This is a genomic window from Pseudomonas sp. Tul2A7, from assembly GCF_054790505.1.
In genome coordinates this window covers 5,771,640-5,796,123 of record NZ_CP186499.1, presented here as the reverse complement: position 1 = coordinate 5,796,123, position 24,484 = coordinate 5,771,640, and the positions used below count along the sequence as shown (strand labels likewise).

16 protein-coding genes and 2 riboswitches are annotated in these 24,484 nt (G+C 60.4%); of the genes, 10 read left to right on the top strand and 6 right to left on the bottom strand.

Annotated features, from left to right (window positions below; translation table 11 throughout):
- Positions 1–102 precede the first annotated feature (102 nt).
- A complete protein-coding gene (gene metH / locus ACOYXJ_RS25780) occupies positions 103–3,813 on the bottom strand; it encodes a methionine synthase (RefSeq protein ID WP_460372304.1) in 3,711 nt (1,236 codons plus the stop codon).
- 155 nt (positions 3,814–3,968) lie between these two features.
- On the opposite strand from metH, the gene ACOYXJ_RS25775 reads away from it, so the two are divergent.
- The 3 genes from ACOYXJ_RS25775 to nfuA all read left to right on the top strand — a co-directional run bounded on the left by ACOYXJ_RS25775 (position 3,969) and on the right by nfuA (position 8,100).
- Positions 3,969–6,251 carry a fatty acid cis/trans isomerase gene (locus ACOYXJ_RS25775; protein WP_460372302.1) on the top strand — a complete coding sequence of 761 codons (2,283 nt, stop codon included), beginning with the start codon at positions 3,969–3,971 and terminating at the stop codon, positions 6,249–6,251.
- Between the two features lie 184 nt (positions 6,252–6,435).
- Positions 6,436–7,458 carry an acyltransferase family protein gene (locus tag ACOYXJ_RS25770; RefSeq protein ID WP_150793473.1) on the top strand — a complete coding sequence of 341 codons (1,023 nt, stop codon included), beginning with the start codon at positions 6,436–6,438 and terminating at the stop codon, positions 7,456–7,458.
- A 57-nt stretch (positions 7,459–7,515) separates the two neighbouring features.
- On the top strand, positions 7,516–8,100 hold the full coding sequence (nfuA, locus tag ACOYXJ_RS25765) for a Fe-S biogenesis protein NfuA (protein WP_460372300.1): 585 nt from the start codon (positions 7,516–7,518) through the stop codon (positions 8,098–8,100).
- A gap of 144 nt (positions 8,101–8,244) precedes the next feature.
- Here nfuA and cobM read toward each other — a convergent pair whose 3' ends face one another.
- From cobM to ACOYXJ_RS25745, 4 genes are all read right to left on the bottom strand, one after another.
- Positions 8,245–8,991 (bottom strand): precorrin-4 C(11)-methyltransferase, encoded by a 747-nt coding sequence (cobM, locus tag ACOYXJ_RS25760; RefSeq protein WP_150793472.1) that lies wholly within the window; start codon positions 8,989–8,991, stop codon positions 8,245–8,247.
- Between the two features lie 81 nt (positions 8,992–9,072).
- Positions 9,073–9,486, bottom strand: coding sequence for a cobalamin biosynthesis protein (locus ACOYXJ_RS25755; RefSeq protein ID WP_460372298.1), 414 nt, complete (start codon positions 9,484–9,486; stop codon positions 9,073–9,075).
- Positions 9,483–10,184 (bottom strand): CbtA family protein, encoded by a 702-nt coding sequence (locus tag ACOYXJ_RS25750; RefSeq protein WP_460372296.1) that lies wholly within the window; start codon positions 10,182–10,184, stop codon positions 9,483–9,485. The genes ACOYXJ_RS25755 and ACOYXJ_RS25750 overlap by 4 nt, the downstream gene beginning before the upstream one ends.
- Positions 10,185–10,195: 11 nt before the next feature.
- Positions 10,196–10,393: a CbtB domain-containing protein gene (locus tag ACOYXJ_RS25745; protein WP_034152302.1), complete on the bottom strand. Its 198-nt coding sequence runs from the start codon at positions 10,391–10,393 to the stop codon at positions 10,196–10,198.
- A 124-nt stretch (positions 10,394–10,517) separates the two neighbouring features.
- Positions 10,518–10,739: riboswitch (cobalamin riboswitch) on the bottom strand.
- An 891-nt stretch (positions 10,740–11,630) separates the two neighbouring features.
- Positions 11,631–11,842: riboswitch (cobalamin riboswitch) on the top strand.
- Positions 11,843–11,941: 99 nt separating this feature from the next.
- Here ACOYXJ_RS25745 and cobW point away from each other — a divergent pair.
- From cobW to ACOYXJ_RS25715, 6 genes are all read left to right on the top strand, one after another.
- A complete protein-coding gene (gene cobW, locus ACOYXJ_RS25740) occupies positions 11,942–13,015 on the top strand; it encodes a cobalamin biosynthesis protein CobW (protein WP_105708975.1) in 1,074 nt (357 codons plus the stop codon).
- Between the two features lie 3 nt (positions 13,016–13,018).
- On the top strand, positions 13,019–16,867 hold the full coding sequence (gene cobN, locus ACOYXJ_RS25735; RefSeq protein ID WP_460372294.1) for a cobaltochelatase subunit CobN: 3,849 nt from the start codon (positions 13,019–13,021) through the stop codon (positions 16,865–16,867).
- 348 nt (positions 16,868–17,215) lie between these two features.
- The gene (locus ACOYXJ_RS25730) at positions 17,216–18,217 is read left to right on the top strand and encodes an ATP-binding protein (RefSeq protein ID WP_460372292.1); all 1,002 of its coding nucleotides are present in this window, start codon (positions 17,216–17,218) and stop codon (positions 18,215–18,217) included.
- Positions 18,142–18,882, top strand: coding sequence for a vWA domain-containing protein (locus tag ACOYXJ_RS25725; RefSeq protein ID WP_460372291.1), 741 nt, complete (start codon positions 18,142–18,144; stop codon positions 18,880–18,882). Before ACOYXJ_RS25730 ends, ACOYXJ_RS25725 begins: the two co-directional genes overlap by 76 nt.
- Before the next feature lie 175 nt (positions 18,883–19,057).
- A complete protein-coding gene (locus tag ACOYXJ_RS25720) occupies positions 19,058–20,704 on the top strand; it encodes a phospholipase D-like domain-containing protein (protein WP_460372289.1) in 1,647 nt (548 codons plus the stop codon).
- 345 nt (positions 20,705–21,049) lie between these two features.
- Entirely contained in the window at positions 21,050–22,609 is a 1,560-nt protein-coding gene (locus ACOYXJ_RS25715; protein WP_460372288.1) for a TerC family protein, read from the top strand.
- Between the two features lie 245 nt (positions 22,610–22,854).
- Here the strand turns inward: ACOYXJ_RS25715 and ACOYXJ_RS25710 are convergent, their stop codons facing one another.
- Positions 22,855–23,292 (bottom strand): thioredoxin family protein, encoded by a 438-nt coding sequence (locus ACOYXJ_RS25710; RefSeq protein ID WP_460372286.1) that lies wholly within the window; start codon positions 23,290–23,292, stop codon positions 22,855–22,857.
- A 337-nt stretch (positions 23,293–23,629) separates the two neighbouring features.
- Here ACOYXJ_RS25710 and ACOYXJ_RS25705 point away from each other — a divergent pair, with 337 nt between their 5' ends.
- A complete protein-coding gene (locus ACOYXJ_RS25705; RefSeq protein WP_460372284.1) occupies positions 23,630–24,478 on the top strand; it encodes a transporter substrate-binding domain-containing protein in 849 nt (282 codons plus the stop codon).
- Positions 24,479–24,484 lie beyond the last annotated feature (6 nt).

Sequence of the window (24,484 nt, the reverse complement as noted above, 5' to 3'; positions counted from 1 at the left end):
AGCCTGCTCGCGAAGGCGTCGTGTCAGTCAGCATCAATGCTGAATAGTCGACCGCATTCGCGAGCAGGCTCGCTCCCACAGGGGTGATGCGTTGAAGCTGGATTAGTTGTCGTAACCCAGGTTTGGCGCCAGCCAGCGCTCGGTCACGCTCAACTCCTGGCCTTTGCGCGAGGTGTAGCTGGCGACCTGATCCTTGTCGATCTTGCCCACGGCAAAGTACTGCGCCTGCGGATGGGCGAAGTACCAGCCGCTGACCGCTGCCGCCGGGAACATCGCGTAGTGCTCGGTGAGGAACACGCCGCTGCGACCAGCGCGCATCTCTTCAGCTTCCGGATCGAGCAAGGCGAACAGCGCCGCCTTTTCCGTGTGATCCGGGCACGCCGGGTAACCCGGGGCAGGGCGGATGCCGCTGTATTGCTCTTTGATCAGCGCATCGTTGTCGAGGGTTTCGTCCTTGGCATAACCCCAGTGCTCTTTACGCACCTGCTGGTGCAGCCATTCGGCACAAGCCTCGGCCAAACGGTCGGCCAGCGCCTTGACCATGATCGAGTTGTAATCGTCGCCAGCGTCCTGATAAGCCTTGGCCACTTCCTCAGCGCCGATGCCGGCGGTGGTGATGAAACCGCCGACGTAATCGGTCACTTCGCTGTCCTTCGGTGCCACGAAGTCGGCCAGCGAGAAGTTTGGCTTGCCGTCGGTCTTGATGATCTGCTGGCGCAAGTGATGCAGTTTGGCCAATGGCTGGCCGTCATCGCCGTACAGCTCGATGTCATCGTCATGCACCTGATTGGCCGGCCAGAAACCGAACACCGCACGGGCGCTGATCAGCTTCTCGTCGATCAGCTTGGCGAGCATTTCCTGCGCGTCCTTGTACAGCGCGGTGGCGGCTTCACCGACCACTTCGTCTTCGAGAATGCGCGGGAACTTGCCGGCCAGATCCCAAGAGATAAAGAACGGTGTCCAGTCGATGTACTCGGCCAAGACTTTGAGGTCGATGTTGTCCAGCACCTTGCTGCCGGTGAAGGTCGGTTTGACCGGTTCATAAGTTGCCCAGTCGAACTGGGGTTTCTTGGCGATGGCCGCTGCGTAGCTCAAGCGCTCGGTACGGGCGCTGCGGTTGGCGGTGCGTTCACGCACTTCAACGTATTCGGCACGGGTTCTCTCAACAAAACCGGCCTTCAATTCTTTCGACAGCAACTGCGTTGCCACGCCCACCGCGCGGGAAGCGTCGGTCACGTAAACCACGGCATCGTTGCTGTACTTCGGTTCGATCTTCACCGCGGTGTGCGCTTTGGAGGTAGTCGCGCCACCGATCATCAGCGGCAGATGGAAGTCCTGACGCTGCATCTCGCGAGCGACGTGAACCATTTCATCCAGCGACGGTGTGATAAGACCGGACAGGCCGATGATGTCGCACTTCTGCTCTTTGGCCACCTGCAGGATCTTCTCCGCCGGGACCATCACGCCGAGGTCGACGATGTCGTAGCCGTTGCATCCGAGCACCACGCCGACAATGTTCTTGCCGATGTCGTGCACGTCGCCTTTCACGGTCGCCATGAGGATCTTGCCCTTGGCTTCCGGCTTGTCGCCCTTTTCCAGTTCGATGAACGGGATCAAGTGCGCCACGGCCTGCTTCATCACGCGGGCGGATTTCACCACTTGCGGGAGGAACATTTTGCCGGCGCCGAACAGGTCGCCGACGATGTTCATGCCGGACATCAGCGGGCCTTCGATCACTTCGATCGGGCGCGCGAACGACTGGCGCGATTCTTCGGTGTCTTCAACGATATGCGTGGTGATGCCTTTGACCAGCGCATGTTCCAGACGCTTGTTGACCTCCCAGCTGCGCCACTCTTCGGTCTCGGCTTCCTTGACGCTGCCGTCGCCCTTGTACTTGTCGGCGATGGCGAGGAGGGCGTCGGTGCCTTCCGGGGTGCGGTTGAGGATCACGTCTTCAACGGCGTCGCGCAGCTCGACCGGGATCTGGTCGTAGATCTCCAGTTGACCGGCGTTGACGATGCCCATGGTCAGGCCTGCGCGGATCGCGTAGAGCAGGAACACCGAGTGGATCGCCTCACGCACCGGGTTGTTGCCACGGAACGAGAACGACACGTTGGACACGCCGCCCGAGGTCAGCGCATACGGCAGCTCGTCGCGAATGTAGGCGCAGGCATTGATGAAGTCCACTGCGTAGTTGTTGTGTTCTTCAATACCGGTGGCGACGGCGAAGATGTTCGGGTCGAAGATGATGTCTTCCGGCGGGAAGCCGACTTCGTTGACCAGAATGTCGTAGGAGCGTTTGCAGATTTCTTTCTTGCGCGCTTCGGTGTCGGCCTGGCCGGCTTCGTCGAACGCCATCACCACCACCGCCGCGCCGTAGCGCTTGCACAGTTTGGCGTGATGGATGAACTGCTCGACGCCTTCTTTCATGCTGATCGAGTTGACGATGCCCTTGCCTTGAATGCACTTGAGGCCGGCTTCGATCACTTCCCATTTCGACGAGTCGATCATGATCGGTACGCGCGAGATGTCCGGTTCACCGGCGATCAGATTGAGGAAGGTCACCATGGCCTTCTTCGAATCGAGCATCCCTTCGTCCATGTTGATGTCGATCACCTGCGCGCCGGCTTCGACCTGTTGCAGGGCGACTTCCAGCGCTTCGGTGTAGTTGTCTTCACGGATCAGGCGGGCGAACTTGGCCGAGCCGGTGATGTTGGTGCGCTCGCCGACGTTGACGAACAGCGAGCTGCGATCGATGGTGAACGGTTCCAGACCCGAGAGGCGGCAAGCCTTCGGGATATCCGGAATCTGCCGCGGCGCGTAACCGGCGACGGCTTTGGCGATGGCTTCGATGTGCCCCGGCGTGGTGCCGCAGCAGCCGCCGACGATGTTGAGGAAACCGCTCTGGGCGAATTCTTCGATGACTTTGGCGGTTTCCGACGGCAGTTCGTCGTACTCGCCGAATTCGTTCGGCAGGCCGGCGTTCGGGTGCGCGGATACGTGGGTGCTGGCCTTGTTCGACAGCTCTTCCAGGTACGGACGCAACTCACTGGCGCCGAGCGCGCAGTTCAAACCGACCGAAATCGGCTTGGCGTGCGCCACCGAGTTCCAGAACGCTTCGGTGGTCTGGCCCGAGAGGGTACGGCCGGAGGCATCGGTGATGGTCCCGGAAATCATGATCGGCAGTTCGAGGTGCAGCTCTTCGAACACGCCTTGCACAGCGAAAATCGCCGCTTTGGCGTTGAGGGTGTCGAAAATGGTTTCGATCAGGATCAGGTCGGCGCCGCCCTCGATCAGGCCTTTGGTGGCTTCGGTGTAGTTCTCCACCAGCTCATCAAAGGTGACGTTGCGGTAGCCCGGGTTGTTGACGTCCGGCGACAGCGAACAGGTGCGGCTGGTCGGACCGAGCACGCCGGCGACGAAACGCGGCTTGGCCGGGTTCTCGGCGGTCTTGGCGTCGGCGACCTTGCGGGCCAGACGTGCGCCTTCTACGTTTAACTCGTAGGCCAGCTCTTCCATACCGTAGTCGGCCATGGAAATGCGCGTAGCGTTGAAGGTGTTGGTTTCGAGGATGTCGGCGCCGGCATCCAGGTAGGCTTTCTCGATGCCGCCGATCACGTCCGGACGGGTGATCACCAGCAGGTCGTTGTTGCCCTTGACGTCACTCGGCCAGTCCGCGAAGCGTTTGCCGCGATAATCCTGCTCTTCGAGCTTGTAGCTCTGGATCATCGTGCCCATACCGCCGTCGAGTATCAGGATGCGCTCTTTGAGAGCTTGCTTGAGAGCTTGAAGGCGGACGCTGCGATCGGACATTTGGACTACTCGGAAAGACCATTACGAAGGAGCGGGATCATAGCAAACCTGTGCGCTTTTAGAGCATGTGAGGCTTTTGCATGAATATCGCTCATGTTGGTACGAGCGTCATACTGTAGACTCGCGGCGTTTTTTTCACGATCGGGATCAAGGGCATGTCGTACCGCGTCATCAGCATTGTTTTGCTGTTTTTAAGCTGGGGCGCCGTGGCGCAAGAGCCCACGATCTCATACAGCCGTGACATTCAGCCGATCTTCACCGAGAAGTGCGTGGCCTGCCATGCCTGCTACGATTCGGCCTGCCAGTTGAACCTTGGCAGCGGTGAGGGCGCGGCCCGTGGTGCGAGCAAGATGCCGGTCTACGATGGCGAACGTACACAAGCGGCACCGACCACCCGACTGTTTTACGACGCCTTCGGTAAACGCGCCTGGCAGCAGAAAGACTTTTATTCGGTGCTCGACGCCCAAGGCAGCCAAGCGGCATTGATGGCGCGCATGCTCGAATTGGGGCACAAGACGCCGCTGACACCGAACGCCAAACTTCCGGAAGACATCGTGTTGGGCCTGAATCGCGAGAACATGTGCGCGCTGCCCGCCGAGTTCGAGGGCTACGCCGGCGCTCATCCGAAAGAAGGCATGCCGCTGGCGGTGACCGGGTTGACCGACCAGCAATATCAGACATTGCAGCGCTGGCTGGCGTCTGGCGCGCCGATTGACGAGCAAGGCCTGGCACCGAGCGCCAAAGAGGCGCTGCAAATCGTCCAGTGGGAAAACCTGCTGAACATGCCTGGCGCGCGGCAGAGTCTGGTCGGCCGCTGGTTGTACGAGCACTGGTACCTCGCGCACATCTACTTCAAGGATGGCGAGCCGGGGCATTACTTCCAGTGGGTACGTTCGCGCACGCCCACCGGTCAGCCGATCGACCTGATCGCCACCCGTCGCCCCAACGACGATCCGGGCACTCAGGTGTATTACCGCTTGTGGCCGGTGCAGGGTGTGATCGTGCACAAAACCCACATCACCTATTCGCTGAGCGCGGCGAAGATGGCGCGGGTGAAAAGCCTGTTTTACAGCGGCAACTGGCAGGTCAATGCCTTGCCGGGTTACGGCCCGCAGAGCCGTGCCAATCCCTTCGCGACGTTCGAAGCGATTCCGGCGCAGGCGCGTTATCAGTTCATGCTCGACAACGCCGAATACTTCGTCCGCACGTTTATTCGCGGCCCGGTGTGCCGTGGACAGATTGCGACCGACGTGATCCGCGACAACTTCTGGGCACTGTTCCAGGCACCGGAACACGACCTCTATATCACCGACCCGAACTATCGCGGCCAGGCTACGCCGCTATTGGCCATGCCCGGGCAGAACGACGATGTCGGCAGTGTGTTGAGTCTGTGGCACAACTATCGCAACAAACGTAACGAGTACGAGGCCTTGCGCCGCGACAGCTACGCCGATGTGCCCGCGCCGAGCTGGTCGACCTTGTGGGCCGGCAACGATAACGCCTTGCTGAGCATTTTCCGCCACTTCGACAGCGCTTCGGTGACCAAAGGCCTGATCGGCGAGGTGCCGCAGACAATGTGGCTGTTCGATTATCCGCTGCTGGAGCGCACCTATTACCAGTTGGCGGTCAACTTCGATGTGTTCGGCAACGTCTCCCATCAGGCGCAAACCCGCCTGTATTTCGATCTGATCCGTAACGGCGCCGAGCAAAACTTCCTGCGCCTGATGCCCGCCGATTCCCGCGAGGACTACCTCGACGATTGGTACCAGAGCAGCGGCCAGTTCAAGATGTGGCTCGATTACGAGGCGATTGACGACGACAAACCGACTGCGCTGAAACTCGACGAGAAAGACCCGAAACACGACTTCGCCATGCAATTACTGGCGCGTTACGGCGATCTCAATGCGCGGCCGGACCCGATCAATCGCTGCGATGGCGCTTACTGCTCACGGCCGAATATTGACCCGGCGCTGCAAAATGCCGAACAGGCATTGAGCCGCCTGACTTCGCGTCCGGCGGCCGGTTTGAAGGTGATTGATCAGCTCCCGGAAGCGACCCTGCTGCGTGTTGAAACCGCCAGTGGCAAACGCGAGGTGTACAGCCTGTTGCGCAACCGCGCGCACAGCAACGTGGCGTTCCTGCTGGGCGAGTCGCTGCGCTATCAACCGGGGCTGGACACGCTGACCATTTACCCGGGCGTGCTCAGCAGTTATCCGAACTTCATCTTTAATGTCCCGGCCGATCAGGTGCCGGCGTTTGTCGATGCAATGGAAAACGCCAAGGATGCCAATCGCTTCGAGAAAATCGTCGAACGTTGGGGGATCCGTCGCAGCCATCCGCAATTCTGGTTCTATTTCCACGATTTGAGTCAGTACATCCACGAAACCGACCCGGTGGAAGAGGGTGTGCTGGACATGAACCGCTACGAGAATCTTTGATCGTTTCAGGCGAGGCTGCTGTCCCAACTTCAAGTGACACCGCAAAACCCCTGTAGGAGTGAGCCTGCTCGCGATAGCGGAAAATCAGGCACTGGAGATGTTGAATGTGCCGCCGCCATCGCGAGCAGGCTCACTCCTACAAGGGATCTGCGGTGGTTTCAGGAATTGTGGACGGGAGCGGCAGATGTTGATTTCAGTGCAAGCCCTGCGTGCGCTTGCCGCGTGGACGGTGGTCTGCCATCACTTCATGCAGATTTTCTTCGACTTCAAGGCACACGGGCCGATCGGGCAATTGTTCATCGACAAAGGCGCAGTGGGCGTGGATATATTCTTCGTCATCAGCGGCCTGGTGATTTTCCTCTCGACCGAAAACAAACCACTGCCGCCCGCGCGGTTTCTGCTTTATCGGCTGTTTCGCATCGTCCCGGCGTATTGGCTGTACACACTGCTGATGGCGCTACTCGTGGTGTTCGCCCAGCCGTTGCTGCCGGATCAGTCTGTGGACTGGGGGCATCTGCTGCTGTCGTTGCTGTTCATTCCGACTGAGAACCCCGGCGGCTACGGTATCTATCCGACGCTGAATGTTGGCTGGACGCTAAATTACGAAATCCTGTTTTACGTGCTGTTTGCCTGGGCGTTGCTGTTCCGCCTGCAGGTGCGCCTGCTGGTAGTCGCGGCGTTGCTGTTTGCAGTGAGTCAGGCGTGGACCGGGTTTGGCTGGATCAGCGAGTTTTACCGTTCGGACATCGTCTATGAGTTTCTGCTGGGGATCGGCATCGGCATGCTCTATCGCCGGGGCTGGATCGGTGCGGGACTGTGGCTGCCACTGGCCACCATCGTCGTGGCGTTGCTGGCGATTTATCATTTGGCACCGGCGCCGAGGTTGCTCAACTGGGGCGTACCGAGTGCGGTGCTGGTGATGGCGTGTATCTCACTTGAGCGTTATGTCGAGCGCAGTCGCGTCCTCAAGCTCCTCGGCGATTGCTCGTATTCGGTGTATCTGATGCACGTTCTGGTGCTGTCGGCAGGCGGTTATCTGGCCCGGCGCTACGGCATCAATCCGTATTTGATGTTTGTCGTGTGTGCGCTGGCCATCGGCGTCGGCTCCTGGTTGAGCTACGAATGGGTGGAAAAACGCAGCTATCGCTGGCTCAAGGCGCGAATCGACGACGAGCCCGACGAGAATCTTTCCCGACAAAAATACTAGGACTTTGTCCGGCGCAACGATTGGCGTAAACTGCGCCCAAGCCTGCGAGGAGTTTCCATGACCGCTATTACCATTACCGACGCCGCCCACGATTACCTGGCTGATCTGCTCTCCAAGCAGAACACCCCGGGCATTGGCATCCGCGTCTTCATCACCCAGCCTGGCACCCAGTACGCCGAAACCTGCATTGCCTACTGCAAGCCGGGCGAAGAAAAACCTGAAGACACCGCGCTGGGGCTGAAAAGCTTCACCGCGTATATCGATCACTTCAGCGAAGCGTTTCTCGATGACGCCGTGGTCGACTACGCCACCGACCGCATGGGCGGCCAGCTGACCATCAAGGCGCCAAACGCCAAAGTGCCGATGGTCAACGCCGAAAGCCCGGTCAACGAGCGCATCAACTACTACCTGCAAACCGAAATCAACCCGGGGCTGGCCAGCCACGGCGGTCAGGTCAGCCTGATCGATGTGGTTGAAGACGGCATCGCCGTTCTGCAGTTCGGAGGCGGTTGCCAGGGCTGCGGCCAGGCGGACGTAACCCTGAAGGAAGGCATTGAGCGCACCTTGCTCGAGCGCATCCCTGAACTGAAGGGCGTTCGCGACGTGACCGACCACACGCAGAAAGAAAACGCCTACTACTAAGGTGTTCGCTGCGGACATGAAAAACGGCGCCCCGTGAGCGCCGTTTTTTTATGGGTGACATTCAGGAATGCATTCGCGAGCAGGCTCGCTCCCACATTTGATCGCATTCCAAATGTGGGAGCGAGCCTGCTCGCGAAGGGGCCTTCATGGGCGATAGAGGTGAGCATGCCCGGCGCGATACAACGATGATTCGCTAAACACCTCACTGCCCAAAACGCGACCCACCAGAATCAACGCCGTACGCCGAAACCCCTTGGCCTCAACCTTTTCAGCAATATCTGCCAGCGTCCCGACCACCCAGTCCTGATCCGGCCACGTCGCCCGGTGAATCACCGCAATCGGGCAGTCGGCGCCGTAATGCGGCAGCAGTTCCGCCAGAATCTTCTCCAGATGATTGACCCCCAGATGAATCGCCATGGTCGCGCCGTGCTGCGCCAGACTGCCGAGTTCTTCGCCTGCCGGCATGGCGGTTTTATCGGCATAGCGGGTCAGAATCACACTTTGTGAAACATCCGGCAGGGTCAGTTCCGCTCCGAGCAACGCGGCACAGGCTGCCGTTGCCGTCACTCCCGGGATGATTTCGAACGGGATATTCAACTCACGCAGATAACGAATCTGCTCACCAATCGCGCCATACAGGCTCGGATCACCGGAATGCACCCGCGCCACATCGTGGCCCTTGGCATGCGCGGTTTTGATCAGTTCGATGATCTGTTCCAGATGCAATTCAGCGCTGTTGACCACCGTTTCGGCTTGATGGCCGTCGAGCACTGCCGCCGGCACCAACGAGCCTGCGTAGATAATCACCGGGCAACTGCGGATCAGCCGCTGGCCTTTGACAGTGATCAATTCCGGGTCGCCGGGGCCGGCGCCGATGAAGTAGACGGTCATCGTTGAATCCTGAGTAAAAAAGGGCACGACCGCGTTGCAGATGAACAACGCTCATGATCAATGGCGGGGATTATCGGGATTTTACGCCGCGCCGGCCAATGCCAACGTTGCCTGAGCGTATTTTTGCCGGGAAATCAGCAGTTTTGCCGGAGCCTGAATCAACTGTTCGGCGAGGGCCAGCGCAGCGCTTTCGGCAACGCCATAGCAGCCGGTTCGTTCGTAGGCGATTTGCGAATGGTGGCTGAGTCGTTGCTGATAACTGGCCAGTTCCTCACTGCTGAAGTACAGCAAGGGCAAAGCCAACTGAGCGGCAAGTTCTTGCAGGCCTGGCTCGTCGCGCTTCAGGTCGATGCTGGCCAATGCCTTGACCGTTTGAAGTTCAATGCGATGTGCCTGTAGGGCTTGGTCGAGTAACGCGCGCAGCGTGCTGGCAGGGCAGCCGCGCTGGCAGCCCAGACCGACCACGAAGGTCGGCGCTGCGCGGTCATGGGTCATGCGTGGTATTGGCCAGCGCTTTTGCGGCGGAACAACCAGGCGCTGATCAGGCCCAGGGCCAGCCAGAACGCTACGTTGGTCAACTGCGAAGCGATTTTGAACTGGGCTTCCAATGCCTCGGGAGCGAGCATCGAATGCACTTGCGGCTGCGGTGCGCCGATCACGTGCGGTACGGCAAGAATCGCCACGCCGAGGATCTTCATCAGCCAGTGACGGCTGAACGCGATCAACGACAGCCCGACCGCAGTCGAAGCGGCCGTGCCGATCCACCACATCTGACGCGAGGCCAGATCCGCAGCGGCTGTGCCCGGCAACTCAGGCGGCAGGCCCAGGGTCGGCGCGAGGACGAAAGTGGCGTAACCGGCCAGGCCCCAGAGCAGGCCTTGCGAGGTTTTGGTCGGTGCGCGCAGGGTGTAGAGGCCGGCGAGCATCAGGGCGAAACCGACGGCTACGACCAGATTACCGCCAGTGGTCGAGACTACGCGCTGCCAGCCGTTTTCCGGCTCCCAGGCCTCGGCATCGTGGGTGTGCGCAGCGGCGCCGGCGGCGTGTTCGTGAACTTCAGCCACGGGTTCGGCTTTTTCGAAGGTCTCTGCCTGAAGAATCAGCGGCGAGACCCAGAAGCTTTGCAGCAGGGTGAGGAGCAGGGCGGCCAGCAGACCGGTGAAACCTGCGGTTTGCGCAATACGCTTGATCATGTCGGCAGGTCTCAGTGGCACGGGAACGCGGCGCTGTGGCGGGTATCGTGGGCGGCGTTGTGCACCGCTTCGATGTGCGAGAAACCGGCGAAGTAGACCAGGCTGGCGCCGAGGATCGACGCAAAGATCGCGGCGCTCAGGCGTTGACTCAGGGTGGCGGTGCTGGAAATTTTGTCCGTGTTGCTGCCGGTGCTGCTGATGATCGACATGGCGCTTCCCTCTGGAATGTCAGTGGGTGAATCGAGCGCATGAAAACCCCTGCGGGTCGGGCTCGCAGAGGTTCGAACAGCGCCCGCCCACCGCGGGTTTGTTATGTTCAGCGACGCACAAGGTGCGGGCTGTGTGTTGCGGGCCGGTCTCCGGGCTCACGAGGGGTTGGCGTCAGGCCGACCTGCAAGCGTCACCTTCCCATGCCTTGCTGACACAGTGGTTTTGACGCTTCGCTCGCTTACCGTTGCGGGGGCAGCACCGGACTGACATGGGCTTGAGTAAAGCACATGATTCACCGGTTTCCCGTTTCACCCTGTGAAGGGCACCCGTAACAAGTTGTGTAGGAGAGCATGGGTTGGGGATTTTAGTCAATTTTGTGGGTGTATATCCGTTGCTGCGGGTGTGGCTGATTACGGTTCCGCCCTTACGGCGGGTCACTTTTGGCAAACGCCCCAAAAGTAACCAAAAGGTCTTCGCCCTGACGTTCGGCCCGCTCGCTAAAGCTCGGGGTTCCTTCGCTCCGGGATCGATCCGGGCGCAGCGTCTCCGGTTTGCTTCGCTGCACCTCCTCTCGCTGTGTTTGGCTGCGCCAAACGGTCGCTGCGCTCCCACCCCCGGATCAATCCCTCCACTCAGCCTGCCGATGGGCTCCAAGATCAAAAGCAGGCGAGCTGCCACTCGGCCTATTGAGTGGTGAAGAGCGCGGGTGTTCGGCTGTTGATTTGCGTTGTTGCTGCCCCTCACCCCAGCCCTCTCCCGAGGGAGAGGGAGCCGATTTTTGGGCTTTTCAAAATGCGCGTTCGACGCGGTATCGCACGTCGGCGTACATCTCCCAAACCACTCGGTCAGTCCCCTCTCCCTCCGGGAGAGGGCTAGGGTGAGGGGCTCTTGATCTGGCTTTGGCTCTTGATCTGGCTTTTGATCTGGCTTTTTTGCCCCTTCGGCAGGCCGAGCGAAGGTGTTCATCCGGGGGTAGGCGCGCAGCGCCGTGCGGCGTAGCCGCATACATCGAGAGGAGGTGCAGCGAAGCAAACCGTAGGCGATGCCCCCGGATGGACACCGTAGCGAGGGAACACTGAGCCTCAGCGAAGTGCCGTACGCCGGGGCAAAGCCTTTTGGGTTACCTTTTCGGCGTTTGGAAAAGGTGACTCGCTGTAAGAGCGAAACCGTCAGCGGCCGCACCCGCAGCAACGGATATACCCCCAATCCAAACATTGACCCAAAACCACACCATGCGTAGCCTTGCGCCTTCGAGGTTCTTCGGCCCACGCCGAAGCTAAGAAGGGAACGCGGTCAATGCCGCGGCTGCCCCCGCAACTGTGAACGGTGATGTTCGCTGCCACGCCACTGCCAGCTCAATCGATGAGCCAGCGGGAAGGCGCAGCCAACGCCAGGCCCAGCGCCTGAACACCGTCAGCCAGGAGACCTGCCTCGTCACAGTTTCTCACTACAACCGGGCGGGGTGATCCGGTGGCGAACGCTTCCGGCGCGCACGCGCGTTGCCGGTTCTCGTCCCGTATGCCCGCCGCTTGCCAAAGGGCATACCGATGAAAACACTGGCCAAACTCCCCGTCACCATCGTCACCGGCTTCCTCGGCTCGGGCAAAACCACATTGCTGCGGCACATGCTCGACAACGCGCAGGGCCGGCGCATCGCGGTGATTGTCAACGAGTTCGGCGAGTTGGGCATCGACGGTGAAATCCTCAAGCAATGCACCATCGGCTGCACCGAAGAAGAAGCCACCGGCCGCGTTTACGAACTGGCCAACGGCTGCCTGTGCTGCACCGTTCAGGAAGAATTCTTCCCGGTGATGCGCGAACTGGTCGCCCGTCGCGGCGATCTCGACCACATCCTCATCGAAACCTCGGGCCTGGCCCTGCCAAAACCGCTGGTGCAAGCCTTCCAGTGGCCGGAAATCCGCAGCGCCTGCACCGTTGACGCAGTGATCACCGTGGTCGACAGCCCGGCCGTGGCCGCTGGCACCTTCGCCGCATTCCCGGATCAAGTCGATGCGCAGCGCAAACTCGACCCGAACCTCGATCACGAATCGCCGCTGCACGAACTGTTCGCCGACCAACTGGCCAGCGCCGACCTCGTCATCCTCAACAAGGCCGACCAGACCAGCCCGGAAGATCTCGCTCGCGTGCGCGCTGAAGTCGCCGAAGAGCTGCCACCGGCGGTGAAAATCATCGAAGCCAGCAACGGCCGTCTGCCGCTGGATGTGCTGATCGGCCTCGGCGCCGGTTCCGAAGAACACATCGACAGCCGTCACAGTCATCACGATCACCACCATGGTGAAGGCGATGACGATCACGATGACCACGATCACGACGCTTTCGATTCAATCTCCATCGAACTGCCGCAAGCCGACGAAAGCCTGCTGCTCGACGCGCTGACGCAACTGGTGGTCAAGCACGGCATCCTCCGTGTCAAAGGTTTCGCCGCCATTCCAAACAAGCCGATGCGCCTGTTGATCCAGGGCGTGGGCACGCGTTTCGACAAGCATTTCGACCGTCAGTGGGGCGCCGATGAAGCGCGCGTTACCCGTCTGGTATTGATCGGCCAGCAACTCGACGCCGCCCAACTCGAAGCGCAACTGCGCGCTGCGCTCAGCGTTTAAGCCATGCACCTGCTCAGGACACAGCCCGGCGGTTTCGTCTCGGATGACAACATTGCCGACCTTGGCCAAACCCCCGCCGAGCTGGTGATCCTGTGCAGCGGCGACTCCAGCCTGGCGCTGCTCGCCGAAGCGGCGCAGCAGTTGCCGGAAGATTACCCGAGCCTGCGTCTGGCCAATCCGATGCAGGTGCAGAATCACGCTTCGGTCGATCTGTACGTCGACGAAGTGCTGCGCCACGCCAAGGTGATCCTGATCTCGCTGCACGGCGGCATCGCCTATTGGCGTTACGGTGTCGAGCGTCTGATCGAGTTGTCCGAGCGTGGTGTGCAGGTGATTCTGGTACCGGGCGATGACCGTCCCGATCCGGAGCTCAGCGACTTGAGCACCGTCAACGCCGAGGATCGCGACCGGCTCTGGCAGTTCTTGCGTCAGGGCGGTCTTGGCAATGCGCTGGATTTCTTCCGCTGCCTGGCCAACCGTTGGCTCGCCCGTGATTACGCTTGGGACGAACCGCAAACCCTGCCGCGCACGGCGATTTACCATCCACAAAAAACCACCGCCGCATTGAGTGACTGGCAAGCCGAATGGCTGCCCGAGAACCCGGTCGCGGCGGTGTTGTTTTACCGCTCGCATTTGCAAGCGGCGAACACCGCGTTCATCGATGTTTTCTGCCAGCGCTTGCAGGCGGCAGGGCTGAATCCGCTGCCGATCGCCGTGGCCAGTCTGAAAGAGCCCGGCTGCCTGACGGTGGTCGAGGATTGGCTGGACGAAGTGGAGGCGGGGGTGATTCTTAACACCACCGGGTTCGCCCAGTCCAGCCCGGAAGCGCCGCACTTGCGGCCGTTTCGCCGCAATATTCCGGTGATTCAAGCGATTTGCGCGCAAGACAACGAGCCCGGTTGGCGCGACAGCGAGCAGGGCCTCGGCCCACGTGATCTGGCCATGCACATTGCCTTGCCGGAACTCGACGGGCGCATCATCAGCCGACCGATCAGCTTCAAGGATCTGGCCTGGCGCAGCGAGCGCAGTCAGTCCGATGTGGTCTGCTATCGCGCGCAACCCGAGCGCATGGATTTTGTCGCTGAACTGGCAAGGCGCTGGATCGATCTGGCGCGGGTGTCGAATGGCGAAAAACGCATCGCGTTGATTCTCGCCAACTACCCGACTCGCGATGGGCGCATTGGTAACGGCGTCGGTCTCGACACCCCGGCGGCGGCGCTGAACATCCTGCGGGCATTGCAAGCCGAGGGCTATCCGATCACGGCCGAACTGCCGTTCAGCGGCACCGAGTTGATCCAGCAATTGCTCGGTGGCGTCAGCAACGATCTCGACACGATTGATCTGCGCCCGTGCCAGCAAAGCCTGGCGATGGACGCTTACCTGACGATGTTCAACGCGCTGCCTGAGGCCAATCGCAGCGCCGTGATAGAACGCTGGGGTACGCCAGAAAACGATCCGATGTGCCGCGACGGGCGCATGATGATCGCCGGCATTCGCTTCGGCCTGACCTTCGTCGGCATCCAGCCTGCACGCGGTTATCTGGTCGATCCGAGTGCGGTCTATCACGACCCGGATCTGGTCCCGCCGCACGCTTATCTGGCGTTCTATTTCTGGTTGCGCAACACCTACGGCGCGCACGGCGTGATTCACGTCGGCAAGCACGGCAACCTCGAATGGCTGCCGGGCAAAGGCGTCGGGCTTTCGGAGAACTGCTGGCCGGATGCACTGCTCGGGCCGCTGCCGAATATCTACCCGTTTATCGTCAACGACCCGGGTGAGGGCGCGCAGGCCAAACGACGCACCCAAGCGGTAATCATCGACCACCTGATGCCACCGCTGACCCGTGCCGAAACCTACGGCCCGCTGCGCAATCTGGAGCTGCTGGCCGACGAGTATTACGAAGCGCAACTGCTCGATCCACGCCGCGCCCGTGAGTTGCAGCGCGACATTCTGCAACTGGTGCGCGAAACGCAGATCGACCGCGAACTGCAACTCGATGCCGCTCTGGACAGTGATTCCGATGCGGCGATCTGGTTGCCGCGTCTCGATACGTATTTGTGTGATTTGAAGGAATCGCAGATTCGCGACGGGCTGCACATTTTTGGCGAGTCGCCGACCGGTCGTTTGCGTATTGACACGTTGTTGGCGCTTCTGCGTATTCCACGAGGCGACGGCAAAGGCGCGCAATCAAGCCTATTGCGAGCACTCGCCAAAGCGTTCGAACTCGGTTTCGATCCACTCGACTGCGCGTTGGCCGACCCATGGACAGGCCCACGCCCGACAGAGCTGCAATCGCAAAGCGACGAAGTCTGGCGCACTGCCGGCGACACCCGCGAACGCCTCGAACTGTTCGCCACTGAACTGATTTTCCAGACGCTGCAATCCCCTTGTAGGAGTGAGCCTGCTCGCGATAGCGGAGTGTCATTCGATACAGATTTGCCTGATACACCGCCATCGCGAGCAGGCTCACTCCTACAAGGACCGCGTTGGGCTGAAGTCGGCGCAATCATCGAGAATCTGCGCGAAGTCGTCGCCCCACGCCTGGACGCTTGCGGCCCCGCCGAAATGCGCGGCCTGCTCGACGCCCTCAGTGGTCGCTTCGTCCCCGCCGGCCCGAGCGGCGCGCCCAGCCGTGGTCGCCTCGACGTGTTACCGACCGGCCGCAATTTCTACTCGGTCGACGTACGCAACCTGCCGACCACCACCGCGTGGCGCATCGGTTTCCAGTCAGCGACGTTGATTCTTGAGCGACACCTGCAAGACCACGGCGATCACCTGCGCCAGCTCGGTTTATCGGTCTGGGGCACCGCAACCATGCGCACCGGCGGTGACGACATCGCTCAGGCGATGGCGTTGATGGGCGTGCGGCCGGTGTGGGCCACTGGCAGTCAGCGTGTCGATGATTTCGAGATTCTGCCGCTGAGCCTGCTCGACCGCCCGCGCGTCGATGTCACGCTGCGAGTTTCCGGATTTTTCCGCGATGCGTTTGCCAATTTGATCCGCCTGTTCGACGCGGCGGTGCAAGCAGTGGCAGCGCTGGACGAGCCGGATGATCTCAATCCGCTGGCGGCGAAAGTTCGGGCCGAACGCGAGGCGTTGTTGCAGTCGGGTCTGGATGAGGACAGCGCGCGGCGCCAGGCCGGTTGGCGCATTTTCGGTGCCAAACCCGGCGCTTACGGCGCAGGTGTGCAAGGGGCGATCGATGGGCGTTTGTGGCAAAGCCGCGAAGACCTTGCCGAGGTCTATCTGAACTGGGGCGCCTACGCCTATGGCGGCTCCGATGAGGGCACTGCCGCGCGCGAACAGTTCGTCCAGCGCCTGAGTCAGGTGCAAGCGGTGCTGCAGAATCAGGACAATCGCGAGCACGACTTGCTTGATTCCAACGACTACTACCAATTCCAGGGCGGCATGCTTGCTGCTGTGGAAACCCTGCGTGGCGAGGCGGCGGCCAGTTATCACGGCGATCACAGCCAACCGGATCTGCCGAAGATTCGCACGCTGAAAGAAGAGCTGAACCGGGTGATCCGCTCGCGGGCGGCCAATCCAAAGTGGATCGACGGGGTCAAGCGCCACGGCTATAAAGGCGCGTTCGAAATGGCGGCGACGGTTGATAACCTGTTTGCGTTTGATGCCACCACGCAGTTGATTGATGACCACCAGTACGCTTTGTTGGCAGAGGCTTATTTGCTCGATCCGGCAACCCGGGAGTTTGTTCGTGAGCATAATCCGCACGCGCTACGGGATATGACCGAGCGGATGCTGGAGGCGCAGCAGCGGGGGATGTGGCAGGAGCCGGGGGCTTATAAAGAGGCGTTGGAGAATCTGCTGCTGGATATTGAGGAAGATATGTAGCGTCCTCAGGAAAGTCACCCCCTCACCCCAGCCCTCTCCCCCAAGGGGGCGAGGGGGAAAGGGAGCCGATTTGTGTGCTGCTCAGAATGGAAGTCAACTCGATAATTCAGGTCGGCGTACCTTGAAATAACGCCTCACCCCAGCCCTCTCCCCCGGGGGCGAGGGGGAAAGGGAGCCGATTTGTGTGCTGTTCAGAATGGAAGTCAACTCGATAATTCAGGTCGGCGTATCTCGAAACAACACCTCGGTCAGTTCCCTCTCCCTCTGGGAGAGGGCTAGGGTGAGGGCCATCCCAACTGACACACCACAACGCCAAGAACACCAATGACCACGACAGAGAAAACCCAAATGACCGACATCCCACATTTCCCGCTCTCCGCCGTGGTCGGCGCCGATGACCTGAAACTCGCCCTGTGCCTCACCGCCATCGACCCGAAAATCGGTGGCGTGCTGATCGAAGGCCCGCGCGGCATGGCCAAATCCACCCTGGCCCGTGGCCTGGCGGATCTGCTCGCCAGCGGCCAGTTCGTCACCTTGCCACTGGGCGCTACCGAAGAACGTCTGGTCGGCACCCTCGACCTCGACGCCGCCCTCAGCGAGGGCCGCGCGCAGTTTTCGCCAGGCGTACTGGCCAAGGCTGACGGCGGCGTGCTCTACGTCGATGAAGTCAACCTGCTGCCCGATCATTTGGTGGATCTGCTGCTCGACGTTGCCGCCAGCGGCACCAACCTGATCGAGCGTGACGGTATCTCCCATCGGCATTCGGCGAAGTTCGTGTTGATCGGCACCATGAACCCGGAAGAGGGCGAGTTGCGTCCGCAGTTGCTCGACCGCTTTGGCTTGAACGTCGCCCTCAGTGGTCACACCGCACCGACCGAGCGCGGGCAGATCATCCGTCGGCGTCTGGATTTCGACAGCGACCCGCAAGCGTTCTGCGCGCAGTGGGAAACCGAACAACAAAACCTGCGCGCGCGTTGCGAACACGCTCGCGGCGGCTTGGCCAATATTGCGCTGGACGATGCCGCACTCGCGCAGATCACTGAGCGTTGTTTCGCCGCCGGAGTCGATGGTTTGCGTGCCGACCTGGTCTGGTTGCGCGCGGCGCGTGCCCACGCGGCATGGCGCGGGGCTGAGGAGATTGGCGAAGAGGACATCGACGCCGTCGCCGAGTTTGCCCTGCGCCATCGTCGCCGTGAGCAAGCGCCGTCGAGTCCGCAACAACCGGCTCAGGCGCCGGCCGAGACTCAAGCCTCGTCGAGTGAAGGGCAGGGCCAGTGGGGCGATATGCCGGCGCCCGCGCTGGCCACCGGCGCTCGCCGCGAAGTGCCGAGCTGGCCAAAAAAGCCTTAGGCATTCGCCCCCGATCCGATGCGGGGGCGAATGCCAGACCCCGCGCCGGACGGCTGGACAACGGACGCCAGGGCAAGCGCCATACCGCGCGCAGCGGCACGGTGAACTGGCCGGGCACGTTGCTCAACGGGCGTCCTCGGACCCGTGAAGATCTGGTCTTTCAACTGCGCACGCGTTCGCCGCATGAACTGTGGCTGGTCATCGTCGATGCCTCAGCTTCGACGCGGCGTCATCATGCTTTGAGCGATGCCAAAGGTCTGCTCGCGCAACTGTTCGATGACGCCTATCGCCAGCGCGCGCGCCTCGCATTATTGACGGCCAGTGGTTCGGCGCCGAAATGGCAGGTGCAGGGATTGAAGGCATCGAGCGGCTTGCGCGTCTGGCTGGAGGCCTTGGGTGCCGGTGGCGGCACCCCGTTGCTGGCGGCGCTGGGGCAGGCAGAGCAATGGTTGGCGGTGCGGCGCAAGCGCTTTCCCGCTGAACAGCAACGCTTGCTGGTGGTGACCGATGGGCGTTTGAAACAGTGGTCGGGGTTACCGGCGCTAGCGTGTCCAGGGTTGTTGATCGATATCGAGCGCGGGCCGATCCGGTTGGGGCGGGCACGGGATCTGGCTTCAGCATTGAGTGCAGAGTATCGACATATCGATGAGCTGATTTCTCTCTGAGTTTTTTTGCGACTGGTCGGGCCTCATCGCGAGCAGGCTCACTCCTACAGGGGAACGCATTCCAAATGTAGGAGTGAGCCTGCTCGCGATTGCATCGACCCGGTCTAGAGCCGATCAGCCAGAAACCGCATCACTGCTCTATGCTGCACCCAGCCCCAATCACAAGGAGTGAGCGATGCGCGTACTGGTCAAAAATCCCGCGGACGATTTCCGCGTCAAAGCCTACGCCGGCACCAACGGCGTGCTGCTGGCCATGGATCTGGCCGAACCGCGGCGCAAGGGCCTGCTAGGGTTTTCCATCGAAAAGCAGCAGGGCAGCAAACCCTGGTTGTTCCTGTTCAACAGCCTGACCTTCCCGAACAAGGCTCAAACCTTCCCCCGGTTCCACGCCACACCGAGCGATATCGCACCACTGCAGAAATTTCGCTGGGCCGATTACGCGGTCAATCCGGGCATGACCCTTCATTATCGCGTGCATCTGGCCTACGGCACTGCGGACGCCGTGCAGTTGGGCGAGTCGCTGCAACTGACGATCACTTCCGATGACGGGCAGCCGAGCAATCAAAGCGTGATGTTCAATCGTGCTGTCGCCGCCAGTCAGGCCTTCCAGCGCAAGTTTCCCGAACTGGACGCACTGATCAGCGCCAACAAGCACATGCCCATCGAAGCCTGGCCCGACGCGCCACGGCAATGGCTGGAAAACGGCTTGCTCGCACGCTTGCTCGGGTTTATCGAGCGTGCGGTCGATGACCAGTGGGCGCTTGATATCGCGATTTACGAGTATCAGTTACAGGCGATCATCGATGCGGTGAACGCGGCGTTCGCGCGGGGTGTGCAGGTTCGGGTGCTGTATCACGCCCGGCCGGATGATGAAGACACCACGATCAACGAAGTGAGCCTGGCGGCACTGCCTTCCGCGAGCAAGCGCGGGCGAGTGACCCACAATATCTTTCACAACAAATTCATGGTCCTCAGCCGCGTCGGCGTCAGTGGGGAGCAGCAGCCTGAAGCGGTTCTGTGTGGCAGCACCAATTTCACCGCCAACGGGGTTTATCGTCAGGCCAACGTGGTGCATGTGCTGGACGACGAATCGGTTGCTGCCAGTTATCTGCAGACGTTCGAGCAGATCTGGGTGCAGCCGGATGATCTCGGCGCCACCCGTGACTGGGTGTCCGAACACAACCCGATGAATCCGCAGCAACCGTTGTTCGCCGGGTTCTCACCGCGTACCGGTGGGGCTGATCTGCAGGAGTTTGTGCGGATCATCGGTGCGGCGAAAAAGGACGTGCTGTTCGTCACCGCGTTCTCGCTGCCTGACGCGGTCCTCAATGCCTTGCTGGGTCAGCCCCACGACGACATTTTGCGCTATGGCCTGCAAAACACTGCCAGTCGCATCACCGGCTTCCATGCCGACCGCAGCGCCGAATTCGCCGCCACTGCGTTGCTCAACACCGGGCTCGAAGGCTGGTTGCGCGAGAACATGAAAGGTCAGAAAGGCAACCTGCTGGTGCACACCAAAGCGGTGGTCACCGATTTCACCAGCGACTCGCCGACGATCATCAGCGGCAGCCACAACCTCAGTGCTTCGGCCAGCAATGGCAACGATGAAAATTACCTGATCATTCGCGGCGACACCGATCTGGCCGATCGCTATGGTCTGGAACTGCTGCGGTTCTACGAGCATTACCGTTTTCGTTATTTCGCGAAGAAACTGGCGTTGAAACAGGTGAGTCCATTGGCGCCGGACGATAGTTGGACCAATGATTACTACCTCGAAGGGGATTTGCGCCAGCTCTCGCGATTGCGCTTCGCCGGCCGTTGACACGAAGTTGCAATACGCCCCTGTAGGAGTGAGCCTGCTCGCGATGAGGCCAGCACAATCAACACATCTCTCCAGACTGTACAGATTTTGAAATGATTTGCCGCTGTAGGAAATGTTCCCAAAGCCTGTACGCTCCAAGGCCATTTTTCATTCAGGATTCGCATGAACACCCTCTCGGAGCCTCCCAGTTACCGCTTCCCCTCGCGCCATGGCGCGGTCTTGACGCACTCGCAGCATCCGGTTTTCCGACACCCGACTATCGTAGATAACGCGGCCCCAGAGCCTTCGCGTTGCGCTTTGCCGTGTCCGGCAGCCTGAATTCACCGAGAGAGATAGAGACGTTTTATGGAATGGTTAGCGGATCCCACGGCCTGGTTAGGCTTGTTGACTTTGATCGTGCTGGAACTGGTGCTGGGTATCGACAACCTGGTGTTCATCGCAATTCTGGCGGACAAACTGCCACCGCATCAGCGTGACCGTGCGCGGATTATCGGCCTGTCGCTGGCGCTGATCATGCGCCTTGGTCTGTTGGCGAGTATTTCCTGGCTGGTGACCCTCACGCAGCCGTTGTTCGAGGTGTTCGACAAGAGCTTCTCCGGCCGTGACCTGATCATGCTGTTTGGTGGTGTGTTCCTGCTGTTCAAGGCGACGATGGAATTGCACGAGCGCCTTGAAGGCCACATCGGTGAACGCACGACCAACGCCGCTTATGCCTTGTTCTGGCCGATCGTCGCGCAGATTGTGGTGCTCGACGCAGTGTTCTCGCTGGACGCGGTGATTACCGCCGTGGGCATGGTCGATGAACTGGCGGTGATGATGATCGCGGTGATCATCTCGATTGGCTTGATGATTGTCGCCAGCAAACCGCTGACGCGCTTCGTCAACGCGCACCCGACGGTGATCATGCTGTGTCTGGGCTTCTTGATGATGATCGGTTTTGCCCTGACGGCCGAAGGTCTGGGCTTCCACATTCCGAAAGGTTATCTGTACGCCGCCATCGGTTTCTCGATTCTGATCGAAGTGTTCAACCAGATCGCCCGGGCTCGCCGCAAACGTTCGATGCAAGGCCTGCGACCGATACGCGAACGTACTGCTCACGCGGTCATGCGCTTGCTGGGCGGGCGCAAACTGGCGGCGGAAGAAGTCGGCGAGGAAATCTCCGACCTGCTCGACGACGGTGACGCGCCAAGTGCCGAACTGTTCGACCGTCGCGAGCGGGTGATGATCAGCGGCGTGCTGCAACTGGCCGAGCGGCCGATTCGCGGGCTGATGACCGTGCGCGCCGATGTCGACACGATTGATCTGGCCGATGACCGCGAGGCGATTCGTACCCGCTTGATGCACTCGTCCTATTCGCGTCTGCCGTTGATTCGCAACGGTGCGGTGGATGAGCCCTTGGGCTTCGTGCACAAGAAGGAACTGCTCAAGGAGTATCTGGCCGGCACCGAGCCGAATCTGGAACATCTGGCGCGCAAGACCATCAATTTGCTCGACAGCTATTCGATCCTCAATGCGCTGGAGCAGATGCGCGCCGCTTCGACGCATATTGCCTTCGTGGTCAATGAATTCGGTGATTTCGTCGGGGTGTTGACCATGACTGACATTCTCGAGTCGATTGCCGGGGAATTGCCGGACGCCAGCGAAATCGAAGGCCCGGATGTGGTTGAGGAGCAGGGCGGGTTTATCGTCAGTGGTGCGTTGAACCTTGCGCGTGTGCGTCAACGCACCGGGTTTGGTGCGCAGCCGACCGAGGACTATCAGACCATGGCCGGGTTGGTGATGAGCTTGCTGGATCGATTGCCGGTGATCGGTGATCGTCTGGAACTTGAAGGCTGGCACATGACGGTCAAAGCCGTTGAGGAACGGCGGGTGACGCGGGTGTTGTTGGTGCGCGCCGCCGCGTAATACTTGAGTTCTCTGGCGACTGTACTGTCCTCTTCGCGAGCAGGCTCGCTCCTACATTGGAATGCGTTGCAAATGTGGGAGCGAGCCTGCTCGCGAATGCTTGGATTCAGGCACCGCAGTATTCACTGATGAAAAGTGTAGCGATCCTTCCTGTTCCCACCCGAGTGCGAGAAATATCTGACGGACAACGCAGAAACGTCGTTGGAAATCACGTGGTATCGTCAAATGGATCGAAGTTAAGAACTTCAGGGGTGACTCCGCAGGCGCGCACGTGCAACGGTGCACAAAGTGCGAAGTGTCTGACGCAGCCAAAGCAGATCATGTGTTCGTTTGCGGGGCGCAGTGGGCACTTTGACTTTGGTCTTGCCGACATGCTCGGCGAAATCCCGCGCGAGGCTTTCTTCAGTGCCGATGCCTTTGAGTTTTTTCACCAGCCTGCCGTTCTTGTAAAACAGCACGGTGGGCGTCCCCGTGACCAGCGGATGGCGCGGAGATTCGCTGGTATTGAGCATGTAGATATTGGCGCGATGCCGGTATGGCTCGGCAGTCTGGCGAAAAATCGGACCGGCCCACTCGCAGGCGGGGCAGTGCTCGTTGGCGAAATACAGGATCACCGGACGCCAGGTTTTCAGGGCTTTGCGGTAGGTGGGGGGCAACGTGGCGAGAGGGATATTCGCGCTCATGAGAATCTCCTTTTCAGTTGTCGCTGTTTCGCTAAACGGTAATCCAGCGCGCTCCGCAGGCCTACTGTCAGAGTTGACAGGTGTCACGCGCATTGTTTTGTGTCATGCGCCCCGCAATGTGGCGCGAATACCCGGCGTGTGTAGCCAACGGTAGCGAGTCTGCATGGTGTCTTTGGTAACAGCGCCATTGTCTTTTTCTGCATCTCTTTGATTTCGAAAACTTTTAGTTCCACTACAGATTCCCCAACAATCCTGTGGCACACTTTCTGCTGTCTATTCCGTAGTAACAAACCGTGTTCCGGTATAGCGGAATAAACACCATTCTGGAGTGCTTGCCATGCATCGCCGTCCTTCGTTGTTCAAAGCGTGTGTTTTTGTTCTTGCGGCTTCGTCCGTTGTCATGGGTATGGCCCAGGCAGCCGACAGCAAGCTCGACAGTGTTCTGGCCCGTGGCAAGTTGATCGTGGGGACTGGCAGCACCAATGCGCCGTGGCACTTCCAGGGCGCGGACGGCAAGTTGCAGGGTTTTGATATCGATATCGCGCGGATCGTCGCCAAGGGTCTGTTCAACGACCCGAGCAAAGTCGAGTTCGTGGTGCAGTCGTCCGATGCGCGGATTCCCAATCTGCTCACCGACAAGGTCGACATGAGCTGCCAGTTCATCACCGTCACCGCCAGCCGTGCGCAGCAAGTCGCGTTCACCTTGCCGTACTACCGCGAGGGCGTCGGCCTGCTGCTGCCGAACAACAGCAAGTACAAGGAAATCGAAGACCTGCAAGCTGCCGGCGACAGCGTCACCGTGGCCGTGCTGCAAAACGTCTATGCCGAAGAGCTGGTGCATCAGGCCTTGCCCAAAGCCAAGGTCGATCAGTACGACAGTGTCGATCTGATGTATCAGGCCGTTAACTCCGGTCGCGCCGACGCCGCCGCCACCGACCAGTCTTCGGTCAAATACCTGATGGTGCAGAACCCTGGCCGCTACCGTAGCCCAAGCTATGCGTGGAGCCCACAAACCTACGCCTGCGCAGTCAAGCGTGGCGATCAGGACTGGCTGAACTTCGTCAACACGGCGTTGCATGAAGCCATGACCGGCGTTGAATTCCCGACATACGCCGCTTCGTTCAAACAATGGTTCGGTGTAGATCTGCCTTCCCCAGCCATCGGTTTCCCAGTCGAATTCAAATGATCCCGT

Excerpts from the sequence above, each read along its gene's own strand:
- cobN (WP_460372294.1), top strand. The coding sequence starts at position 13,019 with ATGCACCTGCTCAGGACACAGCCCGGCGGTTTCGTCTCGGATGACAAC.
- ACOYXJ_RS25775 (WP_460372302.1), top strand. The coding sequence starts at position 3,969 with ATGTCGTACCGCGTCATCAGCATTGTTTTGCTGTTTTTAAGCTGGGGC.
- ACOYXJ_RS25730 (WP_460372292.1), top strand. The coding sequence starts at position 17,216 with ATGACCGACATCCCACATTTCCCGCTCTCCGCCGTGGTCGGCGCCGAT.
- ACOYXJ_RS25705 (WP_460372284.1), top strand. The coding sequence starts at position 23,630 with ATGCATCGCCGTCCTTCGTTGTTCAAAGCGTGTGTTTTTGTTCTTGCG.
- ACOYXJ_RS25755 (WP_460372298.1), bottom strand. The coding sequence starts at position 9,486 with ATGACCCATGACCGCGCAGCGCCGACCTTCGTGGTCGGTCTGGGCTGC.
- ACOYXJ_RS25715 (WP_460372288.1), top strand. The coding sequence starts at position 21,050 with ATGGAATGGTTAGCGGATCCCACGGCCTGGTTAGGCTTGTTGACTTTG.
- nfuA (WP_460372300.1), top strand. The coding sequence starts at position 7,516 with ATGACCGCTATTACCATTACCGACGCCGCCCACGATTACCTGGCTGAT.
- cobM (WP_150793472.1), bottom strand. The coding sequence starts at position 8,991 with ATGACCGTCTACTTCATCGGCGCCGGCCCCGGCGACCCGGAATTGATC.
- ACOYXJ_RS25770 (WP_150793473.1), top strand. The coding sequence starts at position 6,436 with ATGTTGATTTCAGTGCAAGCCCTGCGTGCGCTTGCCGCGTGGACGGTG.
- ACOYXJ_RS25745 (WP_034152302.1), bottom strand. The coding sequence starts at position 10,393 with ATGTCGATCATCAGCAGCACCGGCAGCAACACGGACAAAATTTCCAGC.
- cobW (WP_105708975.1), top strand. The coding sequence starts at position 11,942 with ATGAAAACACTGGCCAAACTCCCCGTCACCATCGTCACCGGCTTCCTC.
- ACOYXJ_RS25750 (WP_460372296.1), bottom strand. The coding sequence starts at position 10,184 with ATGATCAAGCGTATTGCGCAAACCGCAGGTTTCACCGGTCTGCTGGCC.
- ACOYXJ_RS25710 (WP_460372286.1), bottom strand. The coding sequence starts at position 23,292 with ATGAGCGCGAATATCCCTCTCGCCACGTTGCCCCCCACCTACCGCAAA.
- metH (WP_460372304.1), bottom strand. The coding sequence starts at position 3,813 with ATGTCCGATCGCAGCGTCCGCCTTCAAGCTCTCAAGCAAGCTCTCAAA.
- ACOYXJ_RS25720 (WP_460372289.1), top strand. The coding sequence starts at position 19,058 with ATGCGCGTACTGGTCAAAAATCCCGCGGACGATTTCCGCGTCAAAGCC.